Genomic DNA, 18,437 nt, shown 5'->3' with positions numbered 1-18,437 from the left:
AATAATGACGATAACGCGAGGTGATACAGAATGGATACAACGTTTTTTTCCACACTGGCTGCGGACTATGAGGGCTGGTTGTCGCTCATCATGGCGGTTTGCGTGATGGGGATACCCTTCCTTTCCAGCAAGGTGTTAACCCATTTTGGCGTCTTTAAAGAAATCAGTGATCTCAATCACTCGGTGGTCGAGCAAAAATCCACCAAACCCCACTGGGTGAAAAATCAGGCCTGGAACCGCAAGTGGGGGCTCGTTTTCACGGCCGTGATTTACGTCTGCATCATTCCGTTCGTGATTACCGACGCGCCCCAGGTGTGGTGGAAATACCTGGTCGATATTGTCGTGATCCTGATGGTCTATGATTTCTTCTACTACCTGACCCACCGCTTCCTGTTCCACGATGGCGGTCCACTGGTCTGGGTGCACGCCGTTCACCATCAACAGAAGGACCCCTGCCGGATGGACTCCAGTTACATTCACCCACTGGAAGTGGCCATGGGCCTGGGGTTGTATGTCGGCACCGTGTTCGGATTGAGCTTCATTATGGGTGATTTCCACATTGTCACTCTGATACTGACCTGGATCGCCTTCTCCGAAATCAATCTTCACAACCACGATCGTCAGAACAGCGATCGCTTCCCGTTTAAATACCTCAAGCACGCCTCCGATATGCACCATATCCATCACTCGCGTTTCACCAGTGGTAACTTTGCCACCATCTCCCTGTTCTATGACTGGTTATTCGGCACACTGGATACCGGTGATGGCTGGGGCAAGAACAAAAACGCGAGCTAAAACGGCCAAGTCCATACATGCAGTTGCCGTGTCAATAGGTATACACTCAGCTCCTGCCTTCAGAGACAGGAGGCTGGAGACATTGGTATCGTCCTCGCACAATCACCGGCCACCTGCCTTGGATAACAGCAGTCAATCGCTGTTAAGACTTGGTCCAAAGCGGCTAGCCCCGTATTATACGGTCGCTCAATCACTGTAATTGCGAAGGACACAATGACAGATCGCAAGCCGCCCAAGAAGGTTACGGAAAAATCACCGCCAAAGAAAAGCACTGTACGACAGCGAGTGGGTTCTGAGCAGTCCGCGACCCGGGCATTGATCCTCGACGCCACCGAACGGCTGATGCTGGAGTCGGGTTACGCAGCGGTCAGCAGCCGCCGAGTGGCGAAGAGTATCGATGTCAAGCCGTCACTGATCCACTACTATTTCCCCACCACCGATGATTTGTTTTTAGCGGTGTTTCGCCGTGCCGTGGAAGCAACGGTAGAAAAGCAGGATGGTGCCTTCAAGTCCTCATTACCCCTCGGCAGTTTATGGGCTAACTTTCTCGACCCCGATCGTACCGCCATCGCGATGGAATTTATGGCTTTGGCCAGTCACCGCGAAGCCATCAAACGGGAAATCGCCAGCTACACCCAACACACTCGACAACGGCGAGCCAAACTGCTGGAAGCAACCTTGAACCACGAGGCTGCCGCCAAGGAATCCCTCACACCCGCCGGGCTAAATTTGTTATTGCTGGCGGTAGCCAGAACGCTGGTGATGGAAGAGAGCCTGGGAATTACTGCAGGGCATGAGGATGTTAAAAGCTATATCTCGGCGTTGATTGACAGGGTTCAGAACGAAAGTTGCGCATAATCCTTTCATTCCAGCCGCTTTAGCTCGACAACAGTGCCTGGTTATCCATGGGCCAGTTTAAGGCCCACAATGCCGGCACAGATTAAACCAAGACTGACCAGCTTGAGTATTTCGGTAGACTCGTTGAACAACACGATACCCAGTATGGCGGTACCAACGGCCCCAATCCCTACCCATACCGCGTAGGCAGTTCCCACCGGCAATGCTCTCATTGCCACGCCCAGCAATAAAAAACTCGCCACCAGGGATAACACCGTACCGACGGTGGGCCAAAGTTTCGTAAAGCCCTCTGTATACTTCAGCCCAATTGCCCAGCCAATTTCAAGCAGACCCGCTAGCACCAGAATCAACCAATGCATAAGCACCTCTCGTGTTCCGGGGTCGTCCCCTGCCAGTTTTCAAGAGGTGAGGTCGTCCTCACGTCGTAACGCTTAACGAGACTGAAGACGTACAATCGTCAATCAAGCGTTGTCCTCGGTCATCAATGGTCGCCATTTAACCAAATTCACTTAATAAAATCACCCATTACACAAACCTGCTATTTGAAAATTTTCCACAGTCCCCGCACATCACTGCGTTTCTGTTTCAACAATAGGGTAATGGTAATTTCTTCGATCGCCGCCAACGTGCAGAAAAAGGCAGCCACATCAATGGGCCAGTGCAGAACATCGGCAAATAACAACACATAGCTGATCAGGGTAACCGCCACAGCCAGTTTGACGCTCCAGGTGTGATAGCTGGTGACACTGCCGAACTTGATCAAGCCAATCAACGGCGGCAGCGTAAAACTGAGGACAATGACAACCCATGCGGACAGATGCTCCACAACAGTCGCTGGCCACAGGATCCAGCTGCAGACAGCCATGGTGAAATAAACGGTGAAGTCTCCCCAGCTGTCCAGCAATGAGCCCAGCGGCGTAATTTGATGTAATGTGCGTGCCAGAAAACCGTCCGCCAGATCGGTAAAAACGGTAAAACACACAGCGCCGAGATACAAGCCAGGTTGTTGTCTAAGCGCTAGATAGAGCAGTACCGGGGCCATGAACAACCGCACCATACTCACCAGATTAGGTGGTTTGAATAAATCCTGACGGTACCCCATGGCACTTGGTCTCTAGGTTTCAATAAGGGGTCTTGCGGATGCCCAGTTTGTAAAAGATGATGGAAAAAATCACTTCCAAAACCAAAAACAACACTGGCACCATTAATACGTCCAACCCATCCAGCCCTAAAGCGCCTTTTAACACCAGGGCTGGCAGCAGTGCCTCCGGTATTTGATCCAGCAAAGGCGCCTGGGCACTGGAGGCCAACCCCAGGCGGCGCTTGGTAAAACTGGAAAATAGATCCCCCAGCATGGCTAAAGCACCGGCGCTGGCACCAAGGGTCGCACTGTAACCCAGCAATGGCGCCACTAAGGTACAGCACAGAATCGCACCGATGACTCCCCGCCAGGTTTTGCTCTTGCCGAACACCGGTCGGCCCCCAGGAAACGTCCGATTACCATCCACGGGACGGTTAAAGCGGCTTCCGAAGAGACTGGTTAGCAACACTGGCGTGCTGTTTGCCGCAATAATCAACAACAATAGAACAACAGCAGAACTGGACATGTTGAGTGTTTGGTTGGGGCGTGTTCTATAGCATTTAACAAAACGCGCTTTTCTGCAAGTCTAATGGTGACAGCGAATCAATCAGTGTGCCGCAACTGTGACGGCACCTGGCTATATTTCTGTCAGACTATATCTCTAGCTGACCATGCCTCTAACGGTGCTCCAGACAGGGTACCAAGGCCATAACACTGCCAGCGATTTCTTCAGTTTGAACGTTAGGGTCAATGCGTAACGCCAAAGCTGTTAACTTTTCTGCAACAAATGGCACAGTTGCTGTAAACAACACGTTTGACCAGATGTTGCTGGCCTTTAAGTGTGAATGCGCCAACAGCTTTAGCCAATATTTGCCTTGAAATAAAGAGTCGCGCATTGCCGACACTGTCTGCCGCTTAAGAAAGAAAAATTGTTGCGTGCGCAATCAGCTACCCTGCAAAACGGGCTTGGGCTGCTGTCGACGTTTTAACTTGGCCCGCGCCCGCTGCTTGCGGCGCTTGAACCAAAGCGTCACACCGGTGATCGCCAGGATCAGGGGTGACGCCCCCAGTAACGCCCACAGAATGCGGGAGAAAAGCCCGGCGAAGGTGCCGTAGTGAAGGCGACCGTAGGTGTCCACAATAAAAGCGCCCAGCCCCGCTTCACGCACGTCATAACTGGAGAGTTTGTCCCCACTTTGAGCATCGAAGGTCACGGTACTGGAATATTGACTGCTCAAAATATTGCCCGTGGGCACATCCCCCCAGACGGTGATGTTGGCTTGTGGCTCCCAGGGCAGCGAGAGGTAGGTTGGGGTAAAACCCTCGAGACTCCGTTGCGCTGCGGCAGTGATGGCGTCCAGAGATATGGCATCGTTGTAGAGGCGTTCCTGCATGATGTGATGCTCAATGCCCTCGGCATGCTCTTCCAACTCGTGCAGGTAGCTTGAAATATTCCACCAGGCACCGGTAAACGCCAGAATGATCAGCACCGGCGAACTGATAATCCCCACCATTTTGTGCAGGTCGGAAAAATAAACGACCAGGCGGCTGTTCCAGCGCAGAGTAAAAAAGTTTTTCCAGAACTTTCGGTGCAGGATCAAACCGGTGATGCCCAACAACAACAGCACAATGGAAAACACGCTGGTGACCAGCAGCCCGGTGTCGTGCAACAGCAAGGTGTAGTGCAGTTCCAGCAGCCAGTCGGTGAGGTAGTGATCGTGAGGGACCGGGGTGGACAACAAGCTATTGGTATAACCATTGAGTAGCAGATAGGACCACTCACTGGTGCCCTTCTCCATGACATACACCATATCGGCGCGGGCAATGTCCTGGAACAAAACCCAACCGACCACTTCATATTCGGGGTGTTCTTGGTTTACGCTGGCCAACAGATTATCCAAAGGCACACGCTCAGCCAAGGGTTCTACCCGCACCTTGTCGTGCATCAGCAGCGCATCAATTTCGTGTTTGAACACCAGGATACTGCCGGTGATGCAAATGACCAGCAGCGGAATAAACGCAAACAGTGCTGCCCAGCTGTGGATTTTAAAGAGAGATTTATTCACAAATGCCCCGTTGTACAATCAACAAAGGGGGCACAAGTGCCCCCGTTATCCAGTGATCTCGAAGGTAACCCTCCGATATAAAACGCTTAGTGGATGTTAAAAACTCCAGCTGGCCGACAGGTTGTAGCTGCGCGGTGCCGCGTAATACGCCTGTTCGTATTTCACCGAGCTGAAGTATTTCTCGTCAGTGAGGTTATCCACGTTCAAACTCAGGGTGAAATCGTCAGCAATGGCGTAACGGGCATAACCGCCAACCACCAGATAGCTGTCCTGGGTAATGCGGCCGTAGCCAGAATCGAAGTAGATGCCATCCTGCCAACGGGCCGACATCCCCAGTTTCAAGTCAGGCAACATGGCCGGAGCCCAGTTCAGCAACATCTTGGCGGTGTTGCGCGGGATAAAGGTGCGCGCTTCGTCGCCGTTCGGATCTTCCATCTGGAGGTGGGTGAATCCCGCTTGCAGAGAAAGCTGCTCGGTCAGGTCGCCGGTGACTTCCAGCTCTACGCCTTTGGACTCAACGTCAATGCCACGGTAAATGGAGTAGTTGAAATCGTCACTGTAATCAGTGTCATCAACACCGTCGCCGTCGCCGTACTCTTTAAACTCCTGCAAGTTTGACTGCTCGGTGCGGAACAGCGCCAGGCTTACCAGCGTGTTATTGGTGAATGCCTTTTTGACCCCCAGCTCGTAGCTTTTGCCCTCCGCCGAGCCCAGAGCCTGCAGGTCTTCACCCAGCACATACTGCGGCTGATAAATATCGCTGTAGCTGGCGTAGGCGTTCAAGCCATCAACGATTTCCCAGGTAAAGCCCACGTAGGGGCTGCTGCCATCCTCTCTGGAATCGGTGGGGATACCGTAGCTGACCCCATCGTTGGTGTAATCCACGGCGTTCAGCCCCAGGATCAGGTTGAGGTTGTCCGTGAGAGACAACAGTAACGAGCCGTAGATGCGATTGAGTTCAATGTCCTCATGGGCAGAGACATAAGGCGCCGCCCAGGTGGGTCGCGCTACCTCGTTGCCGGTCCAACCGGGAAATGACGGCATGGAAACAAATCCGCTCAGGGCCGCATAAGCCAAGGATTCGGAATCGCTCTGCGCCGAACTCACCCCCAGTTGCAACTGGTGCTCTTGTCCCCAGGCGCTGAAATTACCGTTCAGGCTGGCATCAAGAATCAGGTTCTCTCGTTCCACATCGTATTTGCCAGGATAACTTTCCATTCCCAGCCCCGTTTCGACATCCAAACCGGTGTTGGTGAAGACGTAAAACACCTCGGAGCTTTCTTCGTAATCCGTGTGCATGGCGGTGGCGGTCAGACGCCAGCGGTCGTTGATCTGCCAGCCTAATTCGACGAAGGTTTCATCCGTTTGGGTATCCCAATAAGTCCAGTCCATCGCAGTGGAGGTGGACACCCGGTAATCGGCCTGGACGCCATTGCTGTAGATGACGGGCACCGCGCCCCACAGTACGCCATTGCTGTTATTGTCCTGATGGCTGTAACCGACGGCCAGGGTCACACTGTCGGTCACCTGACCATCCACCACCACATACCCCACCTGGCGATCATTACTGTAATGATCCAGCCAGCTGTCCTTGTCCTGATACACCGCCACCGCACGCGCCGCCCAGGTACCCGACTCGGTCAGCGGAGTCGACACATCGACTTCCGCCCGGCGGTTGTTCCACTCACCGCCAGAGAGCTTCACCGAGCCTTCGAAGTCATTAGTAGGACGTTTGCGCACATAGTTGATGGAACCGGACGGATTCCCCAGGCCCGTGATCAGGCCGTTAGAACCGCGGATAACTTCCACTTTCTCGTAAATGGCGGTATCCACATCGCCCACAATCAGTGAGCCAAAGGGCATACCGATACTGTCGACATGCATGCTGGTGATGTCGAAGCCTCGGGCATTGTAGTAAGTGCGGTCGGTCTCTGGGGAATCCACATTGACGCCGGTGGTCATTTTCAGCAGCGCATTGATGTCCGCCAGCCCAAAGTCTTCCATGGTGGCCGCATCAATAATGGTCAACGACTGCGGGGTTTCATAAACGCTCAAGTCGAGCCCCGTGGCACCCCGGCTTTTGCGGTCCTCCCGGATGCCGATGATGGTCATTTCTTCAATCTCAGACGCCGCTGCACCCTGCGCTAACGCGATGGGTGTAACCAGAATGGTTGAAGTAAGAATGGCGCTGGAAACCGCCACGGACAATGGCTTTCTCATGTTTTTCCCCAAGAAACAGTGCGTTGAATTTGGGGGGTATTGTAGCAACCTAAACGATCATGTAAACATAAATGTTAATCATTATCATTTGTGACATACAATTGACAGACAAGCTCATGTTAAATCGGTATTGGAATGGACAGAATTTCGAGTGGCTGACGCCTAAAAGCCAGAATCGCTGATAGCCTGAAGCAACTCATGGCCCGAGACGCACTCGCTCTATAGGCAAGGCTGAAGGATAGCAAAGATTGGGAGATAGCAAAGGCTGGGAGGGTGAGCCCCTCCCAGTCGGAATTCAACCATCAGACGGCTGGGGCCGGGTAATGCTCCACACCCCCTTGCCCTCCATGACGGCCTTGCCCTCGACTTTCAACACCCCGCGGGCAAACGCCAGATTGCGTCCCTGTTTAAGAATTTCACCTTCCAGCTCTACAAACGCCGGCGGGCGCACAGCACTGAGAAAATGGCTGTCGAGGTGCACCGTGGAACAGAATGCCCGGTCGGATTTTTCCCACACCATCAACGACAGGGCGTGATCCATAAACGTCATCAGCACCCCGCCGTGGATCAGTCCCTGAGCGTTGGCATGGCTTTCGTCAAGCTTGACCGCGTAGCGCCAGCCATCATCACCTTTCTGCGTCCAGAGGGCTTCCAGCGATGCCGGAATGCCTTTCATTTCCCGTCGGGTCCAATTATCCATAGTCACTCAATACCGATCTGGTGATAAATGTTCGACAGCGATTATCTGTGACAATTAACAAAGCTCATGCCGAGTTTCTATTAAGCTAAGCGTGATTCTGACAGACCCTACTTCTGACTCGCCATGGCAAAGCTGAATTTCAAATGATCAATATGGCCTGTCGGAACCGGTGCAAACACTTGCGGGTGGTCGCAGTTGCGAATCACATCAATCTGCTCACCAATCTGCTCGATCGTCCAGGACGGCTGATAGACCCCCGCACTTTCAGCGGCAAAAGCCCGCGCCACCCGACCGGCCGCTGAAATCAGCATTTCACCGGTGACCGAACAGGATTCATGCGCCAGCCAGCCCACCGCCGGTGCCACCTGATCCGGGTCCATGGGCGGAAAGGCGCTGGTATCAACGCCTTCGGACATACGGGTGACCGCCGCGGGCAAAATCACATTGCTTTTGATGCCAAACTCCGCACCTTCAATCGCCGCAACGTTAGACAAGCCCATCAACCCGGCCTTGGCCACACTGTAGTTGGCGGCACCGGCATTGCCGTAAAGACCATTAATGGAGCCCGTCATCACGATTCGACCGTAACCGGCATCTTTCATGTGCGGAAAAACCGCCCGCACGACATGGAAGCCACCGCGCAGGTGCACATCCAGCACATCTTCAAAATCGTCAATGCTGATTTCATCCAGCAGGGCGCGGCGGACAATTCCGGCGTTGTGTATCAGGATGTCGATGCGGCCAAAGTTGTCCAGGGCGGTGTTGATCATCGCCTGTCCCCCTTCCGGTGTGGCCACTGAATCGGTATTGGCGACCGCGACACCGCCGGCGGCTTTAATTTCCTGCACCACCGCTTCGGCGGGCCCGGCATCGGTACCGTCGCCTTTCATGCTGACACCGGGGTCATTGACCACCACCTTGGCGCCCTTGGACGCGAGCAGTAAAGCGTATGCGCGGCCCAATCCCCGGCCGGCTCCTGTGATCACGGCTACGCGCTCATCAAATCTCAATTCGGACATCGGCTTTCCCCTTGCTGCTCGATTATGGTGGCTTATTATCCCGCCTTCAGGTGAGTTTTTTCATCAATGCCTGAAGTTTGCACAGGATTCTAAGTGCTGGCCACACAGAAGTCATGAACGTCAGGCTACACCTCCATGAACATCAATAGAAAGATAAACCCAGTAAACTCTGACTAAAAATTGACCGTACCAGCGACTCCAACCAAGTGTCTACTCACATCAATCTACCGTGCGGGAAGCGCGCAGCGCCTGAATGCGCTCTGGCGTCAAACCCAGTACATCCCGGAGCACCTGATCGGTATTTTGACCCAGCACCGGTGGCGCTGAGGGGACGGGTTGCTCGCTGCCCGGGAATTTAATCGGCCGGTTCACAATGGGAATTTTACCCAGGGTTTGATGCTCTGTTTCCACCACCATGTTTCTGGCCACCGCCTGCGGCTGTGACAAGGCTTCCTGTATTCCCAGAATGGGTGCATTAGGCACTTGATGAGCGGTGAAAATGTCCACCAATTCCTGCACCGATTTTTGTGAGGTAAACGCCGACACAATGGCATTGACCTGATCACGACGGTCACGACGCTTTTCCAAACTATCAAAACGCGTGTCGTGACTTAATTCAGGCTGCTCCAGCGCCTGACAAATTCGGCCCCAGAAGCTGTTGGTTAAACACGCTATGATGATAGAACCGTCGCGGGCGGTAAACGCACCGTAGGGCACCAAATTTTGATGTTGGGAACCCTGGGGGTTGGGGTCTTCACCAGTAAAAAAAGCCATTTGGGCCAAATAGCCCAACATACCCAGCATCCCGTCCAGCAAACTGACGTCAATGATCCGCCCCTTGCCGGTCCGATTGCGTTCATGCAAGGCGGCCAAAATACCGATAGGGCCATTGATCCCGCCGATGAGATCCCCCAGCGGTATACCCATTTTGGTGGGCAGTGAATCGGGCTCGCCATTGACACTCAGTGCGCCCGACAGCGCCTGCAAAACAATATCAAACGAAGGCCTGTCGCGCAGCGGGCCATCCATACCGAAACCGGATATCGAGCAGTAGATCAACCCCGGATTCAACTCTGACAGCACCTCATACCCCAGCCCGAGTCGATCCATCACTCCCGGGCGGTAATTTTCAATCAGCACATCACATTTGCCGGCCAACTCTTTGGCCAGCACCAGACCTTCCTCAGTTTTTAAGTCGATCACGATGCTTTTCTTACCGCGATTGATACTGAGGAAATAGTGGCTCTCGCCGGCACGAAACGGTGGAAAGGTTCGGGTTTCGTCCCCGTTGCCGGGTGGCTCGATTTTAATCACTTCGGCGCCGAGGTCAGCGAGGGCGAGCGAGGCTGATGGCCCGGCCAGCACCCGGGTGAAATCCAGTACTCGAATCCCTGTTAAAGGACCCTCCCAAGCCTGGGCGTCTCTCTCTGTCATGGAGCTCTTTTTTTGCATAGTGTCGTAACCTGTAGTCTCAGTCACTTCTGCGGAAATGGGTGATCGCATGACCACACAGGCTGCAATCGTTTTTATTATTGATACAATGTTCTTTGTAACGTCTTTTTATTTTACATATCCGTTTTATTAAAAAAGGCTCATAAATGAACCGTCTTAAATAAACTGGATCTGCTGTAAAAAGCTCTCTGGATCCTAACGCCTTAATCTCTCAACGTGAACATATAAAGAAATTAAAGCATGTGATCCAGAGACGGTGGTTCCCATTGCAGGAACCCCCTTTTTTCTCTGACTGATATGACCTGCTATGAAGCAGGGTTAACCATTAACCGCGGCTCGGTAGTTCAACCACAGAATAACCTTGTGCTGACAATTCATCACGATGGGTTTTAGCCACTTGCTTGATTTCCACCAGGTGCTTGCCATCTTCAACCCACTTGCGGGTAATCGTACCGTCAATGAAAATGACATCACCGTCCGGATTGTGGCGACGGATTTCGCATTTGCTCTTGCGCAGGAAGCCATCATCACCCATCCAGTTAGTGGCATGATGCGTCAACCAGGAGCAGCGCTCGGGGCCGTAATCGTAGGCACCCGGTGCCCCCACTTCCAGCGCAAACGCCTCATCCCAGTGAACACGCTCAGGACAGTCAGGTACATTGAAGCGGTTTTTAATCCCCAGACCCGGGTGCGCCTGCTGCATTTTCCAAGCCAGTTTATTGGCACGGATGTACAGACCACCCCAGCCCTGCGCGTAACAGATGAAACCCGTCACGGTCATCGGGCCCTTCATCATGCGCGGCAGCTCATCACCTTCGTTCACGTCTTCCCAGTAGCGTTTTTCTGCGCCACGAATTTCTTCGTCGCCGTACAACTTGCCCCACTCGGCCAGCTGCTCGTCGGTAAACGGCTCAACCTTACCTCTCACTTCGGTGTACTTGGTACCGCGCTCACGGGCTTCGTCGCGGTCGGTACGGAACACCCAGCTGTCGGCCTCAGCCACCAGATCACCGTTCTGATTGTAAAAATCAACGTGATAAATCTGTTGGAAAGCACGTCCGGCAAAACGGGTCTGATGCTCCACCAAATCTTTCAGGTAGGCCTCTGTCGTAATGGTGTCATTGCGCATAACCGGCTTGTGCCAAGTCCAGTCTGCACCCGCCCACATGGCGTGAACACCTGACAGGCCACCGCAGTAACCGGATATAATACGGCTGGTGGTAAACAGAAAGCTAGGCAGCGCAACCACATCACCGAACTTGGTGTTCTTGGCGTATTCAGGGTCACACCACAGCGGGTTATCATCACCAATACCGTGAGCATAGTGACGCACCGCATCACGAGTTGCTTCGTAGTTCCAGGGTTCAACGGTATTGGTGATCTTAACGCCGATACGCTCGCGCAGATCCGCCAAACCTTCCTCGGTGATTTTGGGAAATTTATTGGTAGACATTCTTTCTTCTCCTCAGTTTAATTGCCGGCCGCCACTGCTTTCGCAGCTTCACGGTCACGCAGGATCTTGCGGTGAACCTTGCCTGCCGGCGTTTTGGGCAGCTCACTCACAAATTCGATATGACGCGGGAATTCATGCTGTGCCAATCGTTCCCGCGTAAATGTTTGCAGTTCTTTCACAAATTCATCGCTGGCTGCACGACCAGTGACGACAAACCCTTTCACCACCTGCCCACGCGCCTCATCAGGGACACCAATAATCGCGACCTCCTGAACGTCATCGTGTTTCAGCATAGTGTTTTCAATTTCCACCGCACTCATGGTCCAGCCCGCGGAAATGATCACGTCGTCAGCACGCCCGCAGTGGTAGAGGTAGCCTTGTGCATCTACCTTGGCGAGATCCTTGGTGGTTTCCCAATGATCGCGCTTCCACAGCATCAGTTCGCCCACCTCTTCCGGTTCGGTTGGGGTACCGTCGGCACGCTGTACTTCCAGTTTTAATCCGGGAATTGGCTTACCTAATGAACCGGGTTTGACTTGATAGTCGTCAGCACCTGGAAAATTCACCAATACCACACCGATCTCGGTGGTGCCGTACATGCTGCACGCCGGCACATGGAATGTTTTATCGATAAATTCCAGCGTTGCGGTATCGCAGGGCTCACCGGTGAAGGAAAGCTTCTCAATGGAAAAGTTGAATTTGTCCGCCGCGCCGGAATTTCTCATCATCCGGTAATGTGTTGCCGCTGCAGACATGTTGGTAATTTTATAATCCTGCAGGGCTTGCATCAGGCGTTCTGCATCAAACCGACCGGCAAAGGTTCCAGTGGTCACACCCATGGCCAGCGGTGCCAGAGTGCCATGCCATAAACCGTGTCCCCAGGCGGGTGACGACGGGCAGAAAAACTGATCCTTTGGCCGGATACCGGTGCCGTATAGAGCGGCAAACATCAAGGTTACCAGCGACTTGTGAGTGTGCTTAACCGCCGCAGGCAATTCACGCGTGGTGCCCGATGTGTATTGAAACACCGCCAGATCAGTCGCTTTGGTTTTGGCCGCAAAGGTCGTTGGGTAACCACTGATTTCTTCCAGCAGGCTGTCGTTGGCAACGACGGTATTCAACCCGTCAACCCGGCTGGCAATGTCAAATTTTTCGTCATTGGTTACCAGCAAGCTCGGCTGGCAATCATCGACACGCAAGCGCAGACCATCCAACCCAAACAAGGTGAACAGTGGAACGCTGATGGCCCCCATCATCATTGCACCAAACAGGCTGGTGTAAAAAGGCAAAGAGGGTTCGAGCATGAACGCGATACGGTCACCAGGCTTGATGCCCTTTTCTACCAGCCAGTGAGCAAATTGGGCAGATTTTGCCGCCAACTCATCAAAGGCCAGGATTTCGTCGCTGCCATCGGCGTGGGCAATACGCACAGCGGTGCGTCCGCTCCCATCCGCGTGGCGCGTCATACACTCATTGGCAATGTTGAGATAATCTTTATCGCCGTCAAAAAGTTCCCACAACGCCGCTGAATTGGCATGCGCCTGGGCATCCGCAAAGGATGTGTACTCAGTTAGCTTGACCATGGACCCACCAGGTATTGATTATTTTTGCTTTAACGCAGCACCACTACAACCGCGCCGTCTTTTGGTGAGACACAACAATGCCACAGCCAAACATTGTTGTAAATATAGAATATGATTTTATATATCGAAATATAGGCTTGCATTCCAAACCAGACAACAATAGTTTATTGTCACGCCATACACAGAATCAGGGTCGTGAAATGACTGAACTTACGCAAAAAACAGTGCCGCAGAATAAACTCGCCGAGTCCGTCAAAACGAGTAAAGCACCGGCTATCGCTCGTGCAGCAGCCATTTTGCGCCTGCTGGGAAAAAGTGATGCCGCACTTGGGCTGCAAACCATTGCCAAAACATTGAACCTGGTGCCCAGTACCTGCTTGCATGTGTTGAGAGCGCTGGTGGCAGAAGAACTGGTGTCCTTCGATCCGGACACCAAACGTTACGCACTGGAAGCCGGTGTCCTGACCCTCGCCCGACACTGGCTCAGACGCAATAAATTTACCGATCGCGCACAACCGTTTCTGGATCGCATCAGCCAGGAGTTTGACGTCACGATGCTGGGGGTTCACATAGTTGGACTGGAGCACATCATCGTGGTGGCGACTTCCCAGGCTGGCAATAACTTTCAGATCAGCGCCCAAATCGGCAGCCGTTTTCCGGCATTGATCAGCGCCACCGGGCGTTGCATTGCCGCCTTTGGCAACTACCCCGAGGAAGACATCGAAGCGCGCTTTCATTCTCTGCGCTGGGATGAGCCGCCCACGTTTGAACAGTGGCAAGCCCAGGTGCAACAAACCCGCGAGCAGGGCTTTGCCATTGACACCGGCAATTACATTGCCGGTGTCACGGTGGTCGCGGCACCGGTATGGAAATCCCGGGAAAAACTCAACCACGGCTTAGTGGCCATTGGCATCGGCAGCAACCTGCAACGACAAGGATTACCGGAACTGCAACAGGCGATGGTGACCGCCGGCCGGAAATTATCACAGCAGCTCAGCGGAGAAGAACTCTGATTTTTAAAGCATGAAACCCACATGAATACGTCAGCCTAAAATAAATACCGGCGCCTGACGATGAAAGCCTGGCTGACCCAACATGCCGGCCTGTTTTCTTTCTCTGAAATTATTCAGGCAAAAATTGAGAATTTTTCGTGGCGTATGAAAATGCAAAAAAAAGCAAATCGTCCAAATAAGTTTGAGGGTTATCAACATTCAACGAGCTCTGCAGCAACGGATAGGTGCGCTGCAGCCCCCACTCCGAGGACGTCGCTCGGCTTTAAACCGTGTGGCCTATAATTGACGCAATGGCCAACCAAATACCCTAATGGTCTGATGTTTTTGGTGTACTATAGCCCGAATCATTCTGCCATCAGAGGAGCTTACCGTGTCAGACAACAATAACACGCACAGTCAATTTCAAACCATCACCACCGACACGGAGTCCCGTGAAGCGTACATTCTTGGCAAACCACCACGTATCGCCGCACTGCCACCCGAAGAACGCAGCGAAGAACAGCAACAGGTGCTGGATGAAATCAGCATGGTGGTTGTCGACGGGGTACAAAAGCCCCGAGAGGATCTGGACTGCCTGGAAATTTTAATTCGTCACTCGGAGCTCTATCTGGCGCACCTCGGTGTGGGCAAGCAATTTTTATCCGGCTGTGATTTATCCATTCGCGATCGCGAGCTCGCGATTTTACGCATTGGCTGGCTGTCACAGGCGCCGTTTGAGTGGGGTTCACATGTGGTCATTGCTAAACGCAATGGCATCAGCGCGGAAGAAATTGAGTGGGTCATTGAAGGCTCGTCCGCCCCGGGCTGGAACAAGCATGATCGCGCCACTCTTCGCGCCATGGAAGAACTGCACTTTGATTCCATGATCACCGACGAGACCTGGGCGGATCTGGCCGAAACCTATTCGGATAGAGAGCTGATTGAACTGACGGTCATCGCCGGGCAATACAAAACCGTTGCCTACATGCAAAACAGTTTGCGCTTACCCATCCCGAAGGGTAAGCAAGGTTTAGACGCTCGTTAAACCGCCAACACCCAAAAGCCACAGCACCCGCAAGGTGGCTGTGGCTTTTGGGGGCCAGCGGACTTACCGCTGACGCTTCACCTTATCGCTCGGGACGCACTGCCAAAACACTGCCTTCGGCATCGGCAGAGACATACAAGGTCCCGTCACTGCCTGCGGCAATACCGGCAAACAATCCCATCGGCCCGGACAAAGGTGGCACGCCACGCAGAAACTTCGGCACCACACCCTGCGGTGGTCCCACCGGCAGATCCGCGGCCAAAACACTGCGGCTGTGGTTGCTCAAATCAACCGCCACCAGCTCTTTAGCCCCGGCATCGACAATGTAAAGCATCTCACCCACCACCAGAATGCCCTGCGGTTGCTGCAGGTCATCCACCAGAGTCTCGGCTCCGGCAGCGGTGATTTTTACCACTCGGCCTGCACCCTCTTCACTGACCAAACAAGTGCCGTCGGCTGTCAGTGCAACGCCCATGGGTTCATTGAGACCGGAGGCCAATTCCCGTACCTGCCCGGTGCTGATGGCCAGCACTTTACCAGTACCACATTCCGCTACGATCACCGTGTTCGCATCGACTTTCGCCAGACCGTAGAGCCTGTCAAAGCCCTCGGCCAGCACTTCACTCTGCTGTTGAGCCGGATTCCAGCGCGACACCTGCCCCATGGCCGTGGTCACCAGAAACTGTCCCTGAGCGTCCGCGACGACGCCGCGAACATAACCCGGACAGCCGGGGGTAAACAGCATGCCGATACAGTTAAGTTCACCGCCAGGCTTGAGTGCGTAGTTGTAACCACCGTCGGCCACAAACAGCACGCCGTCCTCAGCCACAGCCAACCCTAATGGCCATTGCAGACCGTCGTGAATCAGTGAACGCAATTCACCACCGGGTAAAACTTCATTGATCTGCCCGGATATACTGGACACAAACAATCGCTCGCCGACAAAGGTACAGTTATCCAGACCCGGAGCAATACTGGCCAATACGGTTTTCTCACCGGTATTGGGATTGATGCGCAGCACCTCGCCGCTGCCCACTTGAGTCGAGACGATAAAACCCTGAGCATCGAATTTGACGGAATCGGGCACACCCAGTTCGGTGGCAACCACCTCGCGGGCACCGGTTTCAAAATCAACCCGCCAGATTTCGTTGGTGCCCATGATCGGAACATACAACTTGCCATCAGGGCCCACTTCCATCGCGTTCGGCATGGGAACATTTTCAAGAATGATGCGCGGTTCGCCACCGTACAGATCCAGTTCCAGAAGACGCCCATCGGGACGACACTCACCAGTAAACAAACGACCGTTGTAAACCGTAATGGGGTTGGCGGAAGGCAGGTTGCCGTGAACCACACGAGTACGGCCGTTCGTCTCCCTCACACTGACCCGGCCTTCGGTAAATTCAGTGACGAACATGTTACCGTGATCGTCAAACACCAGGTCGTCCGGGCCAATGATGTCACCACCCATGGGGCTGACAATGTCAATTGCGCCAGAATTAACATCGATGGCACTGATCTGACTACCCGAAACCTGAGCCACGTAAATACGCCCATCTGCACCGGTGCGAATACCGTTGGCCCCGTACAAACGACTGGGCTCCGTCAAGCGCTCCAGCTTCCAGCCATCTGCCACCGAGGGGGCATGACCGGCGGTGTAACGTCCGCTTTCAAAAGACATCAATAAGTCCTCATTTATTATCGCTTTAGTATGCAAGGAAACCTACGACAGTATGCAGGGAAACCTACGACCCTATGCGGGGAAATCCACGACCATTGGCTGCGGTCAACAACTAACCATGGCCAATAAAGCCCATCAATCGCCGGGTATTGTGAAAATGAGCGCTGGTGTCTTACTGCGCTCCGATCACGGTATACAAACGCGAGGTGAACAGCCACTGGCCGTCCCGCTTCACATACTCATCGTCAAAAAAACCAATCACTATTTTCTGACCGCCGGCCTTGGGAAATATCAGCTCGCGACAATAGGTTCGGCCGATGGCCTTGTCGCCGTCGAACACCAAATCCGTCGGTGACGGCACAGCACTCATGCTCATAAAATTGATGTAGGCCATCATTTGTTTGAACTTTTCCACCACAGCTTCTTTACCTTCGACAACCGCTGGCATGGAAGGCGTTTTCCAACAACCCTCTGGCGCCCAGGTACTGCCCCACAAATCGGGATCAATGGTGGTCACCCCCACAGCGAAGGTTTCTATCAGCTCGCGAATTGCCAGCCGATCCTCAACCGAACCTTTACTCATTTTTCTCTCCTGTTGCGCAAATCGTCATGTAAAACCAATCAATCCAGATCCAGCACCGACTGGGAGAGATATTTGGTTGAGGTCCAACCGCAATCCACCACCACTTGTTGGCCGTTGATCGCACCAGCGGCTGGCGAGCACAGAAAGGCAATGGTGCCAGCCACTTCTTCAACCGTTCCCAGACGCGGGAAAGGCGTGGTTTCGATGTTGGTACGACGGAAGGCCTTGTCGTTCATGCGCTCTTTCACCATGTCGGTCATGGTGACACCAGGCGCCACGCAGTTGGAACGAATGCCCAATGGACCGTATTCACACGCCATGTGCTCAGTCAGCGAAGCCAGGCCCCCTTTTGCCGCGGAATAAGCACCGCCACGGCGGCCACCGATCACTGCGTAGGTTGAGGTAATGTTAACGATGGCATCGCCGTCTTTCATGTGACCAATCACCTCGCGGCAGAGACGAAATGGGGCGCGCAACATAATGTCGAGGAAGTAATCCAGAGTTTCATCATCGGTTTCATGCAGTGGCTTGGGCGCGCCGATACCGGCGTTATTGACCAAAAAATTGATCTCGCCAAAACGCTCAAGGGCAAAGTCCACAATCTTCTGAGGCGCATCCGCAGCCGTAATATCTACCGACAGAGTCGCCACACGGTCGCTGTTGTCCAGTTCCGAAACCAGAGTATCCAGCTTGTTCTGACTGCGGCCCACACCCACAATGGCCATACCCATCTCGTGCATCTGTTTGGCGGTGGCCAGACCAATGCCGCTGCCGGCGCCCGTAATGATTGCTACTTTCATTGGAATTCTACCTTTATGTTATTTAAGACATTGCCAGGCTTTAGCTCTAATCCGACCGCTCCTCTCCCCGCTTTGCTCACAGCCAGGCTCGCGGACATCGACCGGATTC

18 protein-coding genes are annotated in these 18,437 nt (G+C 53.5%); 4 read left to right on the top strand and 14 right to left on the bottom strand.

Annotated features, from left to right (window positions below; genetic code table 11):
* Positions 1-30 precede the first annotated feature (30 nt).
* Positions 31-795, top strand: coding sequence for a sterol desaturase family protein (locus G8770_RS10600; RefSeq protein ID WP_167185953.1), 765 nt, complete (start codon positions 31-33; stop codon positions 793-795).
* Between the two features lie 213 nt (positions 796-1,008).
* On the top strand, positions 1,009-1,653 hold the full coding sequence (locus G8770_RS10595; protein ID WP_167185950.1) for a TetR/AcrR family transcriptional regulator: 645 nt from the start codon (positions 1,009-1,011) through the stop codon (positions 1,651-1,653).
* A 41-nt stretch (positions 1,654-1,694) separates the two neighbouring features.
* Here G8770_RS10595 and sugE read toward each other — a convergent pair whose 3' ends face one another.
* The 11 genes from sugE to G8770_RS10540 all read right to left on the bottom strand — a co-directional run bounded on the left by sugE (position 1,695) and on the right by G8770_RS10540 (position 13,227).
* Positions 1,695-2,012 (bottom strand): quaternary ammonium compound efflux SMR transporter SugE, encoded by a 318-nt coding sequence (gene sugE / locus G8770_RS10590; protein ID WP_167185947.1) that lies wholly within the window; start codon positions 2,010-2,012, stop codon positions 1,695-1,697.
* Positions 2,013-2,191: 179 nt separating this feature from the next.
* Positions 2,192-2,755, bottom strand: coding sequence for a CDP-alcohol phosphatidyltransferase family protein (locus G8770_RS10585; protein ID WP_167185944.1), 564 nt, complete (start codon positions 2,753-2,755; stop codon positions 2,192-2,194).
* Between the two features lie 19 nt (positions 2,756-2,774).
* Positions 2,775-3,260, bottom strand: a complete 486-nt coding sequence (locus G8770_RS10580) for a CDP-archaeol synthase (protein WP_167185941.1) — start codon at positions 3,258-3,260, stop codon at positions 2,775-2,777.
* 151 nt (positions 3,261-3,411) lie between these two features.
* Complete coding sequence (locus G8770_RS10575; protein ID WP_167185938.1) at positions 3,412-3,678, bottom strand: hypothetical protein; 267 nt, start codon at positions 3,676-3,678, stop codon at positions 3,412-3,414.
* Entirely contained in the window at positions 3,679-4,800 is a 1,122-nt protein-coding gene (locus G8770_RS10570; RefSeq protein WP_167185936.1) for a PepSY domain-containing protein, read from the bottom strand.
* A gap of 96 nt (positions 4,801-4,896) precedes the next feature.
* Positions 4,897-7,020 (bottom strand): TonB-dependent siderophore receptor, encoded by a 2,124-nt coding sequence (locus G8770_RS10565; RefSeq protein WP_167185933.1) that lies wholly within the window; start codon positions 7,018-7,020, stop codon positions 4,897-4,899.
* A gap of 295 nt (positions 7,021-7,315) precedes the next feature.
* The gene (locus G8770_RS10560) at positions 7,316-7,720 is read right to left on the bottom strand and encodes a PaaI family thioesterase (RefSeq protein WP_167185931.1); all 405 of its coding nucleotides are present in this window, start codon (positions 7,718-7,720) and stop codon (positions 7,316-7,318) included.
* Positions 7,721-7,827: 107 nt separating this feature from the next.
* Positions 7,828-8,739, bottom strand: coding sequence for an SDR family NAD(P)-dependent oxidoreductase (locus G8770_RS10555; protein ID WP_167185929.1), 912 nt, complete (start codon positions 8,737-8,739; stop codon positions 7,828-7,830).
* A 219-nt stretch (positions 8,740-8,958) separates the two neighbouring features.
* Positions 8,959-10,173, bottom strand: coding sequence for a CaiB/BaiF CoA transferase family protein (locus G8770_RS10550; RefSeq protein WP_167185926.1), 1,215 nt, complete (start codon positions 10,171-10,173; stop codon positions 8,959-8,961).
* A gap of 343 nt (positions 10,174-10,516) precedes the next feature.
* Positions 10,517-11,644: an FAS1-like dehydratase domain-containing protein gene (locus tag G8770_RS10545; RefSeq protein ID WP_167185923.1), complete on the bottom strand. Its 1,128-nt coding sequence runs from the start codon at positions 11,642-11,644 to the stop codon at positions 10,517-10,519.
* A gap of 17 nt (positions 11,645-11,661) precedes the next feature.
* Positions 11,662-13,227 (bottom strand): acetate--CoA ligase, encoded by a 1,566-nt coding sequence (locus G8770_RS10540; RefSeq protein WP_167185920.1) that lies wholly within the window; start codon positions 13,225-13,227, stop codon positions 11,662-11,664.
* Between the two features lie 200 nt (positions 13,228-13,427).
* Here G8770_RS10540 and G8770_RS10535 point away from each other — a divergent pair, with 200 nt between their 5' ends.
* Positions 13,428-14,240 (top strand): IclR family transcriptional regulator, encoded by an 813-nt coding sequence (locus G8770_RS10535; protein ID WP_167185917.1) that lies wholly within the window; start codon positions 13,428-13,430, stop codon positions 14,238-14,240.
* Between the two features lie 370 nt (positions 14,241-14,610).
* A complete protein-coding gene (locus G8770_RS10530) occupies positions 14,611-15,264 on the top strand; it encodes a carboxymuconolactone decarboxylase family protein (RefSeq protein WP_208022187.1) in 654 nt (217 codons plus the stop codon).
* Between the two features lie 82 nt (positions 15,265-15,346).
* Here G8770_RS10530 and G8770_RS10525 read toward each other — a convergent pair whose 3' ends face one another.
* The 3 genes from G8770_RS10525 to G8770_RS10515 all read right to left on the bottom strand — a co-directional run bounded on the left by G8770_RS10525 (position 15,347) and on the right by G8770_RS10515 (position 18,328).
* On the bottom strand, positions 15,347-16,945 hold the full coding sequence (locus tag G8770_RS10525) for an SMP-30/gluconolactonase/LRE family protein (RefSeq protein WP_167185914.1): 1,599 nt from the start codon (positions 16,943-16,945) through the stop codon (positions 15,347-15,349).
* A gap of 172 nt (positions 16,946-17,117) precedes the next feature.
* Positions 17,118-17,528 carry a nuclear transport factor 2 family protein gene (locus G8770_RS10520; protein WP_167185911.1) on the bottom strand — a complete coding sequence of 137 codons (411 nt, stop codon included), beginning with the start codon at positions 17,526-17,528 and terminating at the stop codon, positions 17,118-17,120.
* 38 nt (positions 17,529-17,566) lie between these two features.
* On the bottom strand, positions 17,567-18,328 hold the full coding sequence (locus tag G8770_RS10515; RefSeq protein WP_167185908.1) for an SDR family NAD(P)-dependent oxidoreductase: 762 nt from the start codon (positions 18,326-18,328) through the stop codon (positions 17,567-17,569).
* Between the last annotated feature and the right edge of the window lie 109 nt (positions 18,329-18,437).

The organism is Pseudomaricurvus hydrocarbonicus, from assembly GCF_011602365.1.
GTDB lineage: Bacteria > Pseudomonadota > Gammaproteobacteria > Pseudomonadales > Cellvibrionaceae > Pseudomaricurvus > Pseudomaricurvus hydrocarbonicus.
Note: the sequence above shows the minus strand (reverse complement) of the source record. Positions and strands in the feature narration are given on the sequence as shown.

What these genes read in the sequence shown, in the direction of transcription:
- G8770_RS10600 (WP_167185953.1), top strand. Translation starts at nt 31, where the DNA reads ATGGATACAACGTTTTTTTCCACACTGGCTGCGGACTATGAGGGCTGG.
- G8770_RS10595 (WP_167185950.1), top strand. Translation starts at nt 1,009, where the DNA reads ATGACAGATCGCAAGCCGCCCAAGAAGGTTACGGAAAAATCACCGCCA.
- sugE (WP_167185947.1), bottom strand. Translation starts at nt 2,012, where the DNA reads ATGCATTGGTTGATTCTGGTGCTAGCGGGTCTGCTTGAAATTGGCTGG.
- G8770_RS10585 (WP_167185944.1), bottom strand. Translation starts at nt 2,755, where the DNA reads ATGGGGTACCGTCAGGATTTATTCAAACCACCTAATCTGGTGAGTATG.
- G8770_RS10580 (WP_167185941.1), bottom strand. Translation starts at nt 3,260, where the DNA reads ATGTCCAGTTCTGCTGTTGTTCTATTGTTGTTGATTATTGCGGCAAAC.
- G8770_RS10565 (WP_167185933.1), bottom strand. Translation starts at nt 7,020, where the DNA reads ATGAGAAAGCCATTGTCCGTGGCGGTTTCCAGCGCCATTCTTACTTCA.
- G8770_RS10560 (WP_167185931.1), bottom strand. Translation starts at nt 7,720, where the DNA reads ATGGATAATTGGACCCGACGGGAAATGAAAGGCATTCCGGCATCGCTG.
- G8770_RS10555 (WP_167185929.1), bottom strand. Translation starts at nt 8,739, where the DNA reads ATGTCCGAATTGAGATTTGATGAGCGCGTAGCCGTGATCACAGGAGCC.
- G8770_RS10550 (WP_167185926.1), bottom strand. Translation starts at nt 10,173, where the DNA reads ATGACAGAGAGAGACGCCCAGGCTTGGGAGGGTCCTTTAACAGGGATT.
- G8770_RS10545 (WP_167185923.1), bottom strand. Translation starts at nt 11,644, where the DNA reads ATGTCTACCAATAAATTTCCCAAAATCACCGAGGAAGGTTTGGCGGAT.
- G8770_RS10540 (WP_167185920.1), bottom strand. Translation starts at nt 13,227, where the DNA reads ATGGTCAAGCTAACTGAGTACACATCCTTTGCGGATGCCCAGGCGCAT.
- G8770_RS10535 (WP_167185917.1), top strand. Translation starts at nt 13,428, where the DNA reads ATGACTGAACTTACGCAAAAAACAGTGCCGCAGAATAAACTCGCCGAG.
- G8770_RS10525 (WP_167185914.1), bottom strand. Translation starts at nt 16,945, where the DNA reads ATGTCTTTTGAAAGCGGACGTTACACCGCCGGTCATGCCCCCTCGGTG.
- G8770_RS10520 (WP_167185911.1), bottom strand. Translation starts at nt 17,528, where the DNA reads ATGAGTAAAGGTTCGGTTGAGGATCGGCTGGCAATTCGCGAGCTGATA.
- G8770_RS10515 (WP_167185908.1), bottom strand. Translation starts at nt 18,328, where the DNA reads ATGAAAGTAGCAATCATTACGGGCGCCGGCAGCGGCATTGGTCTGGCC.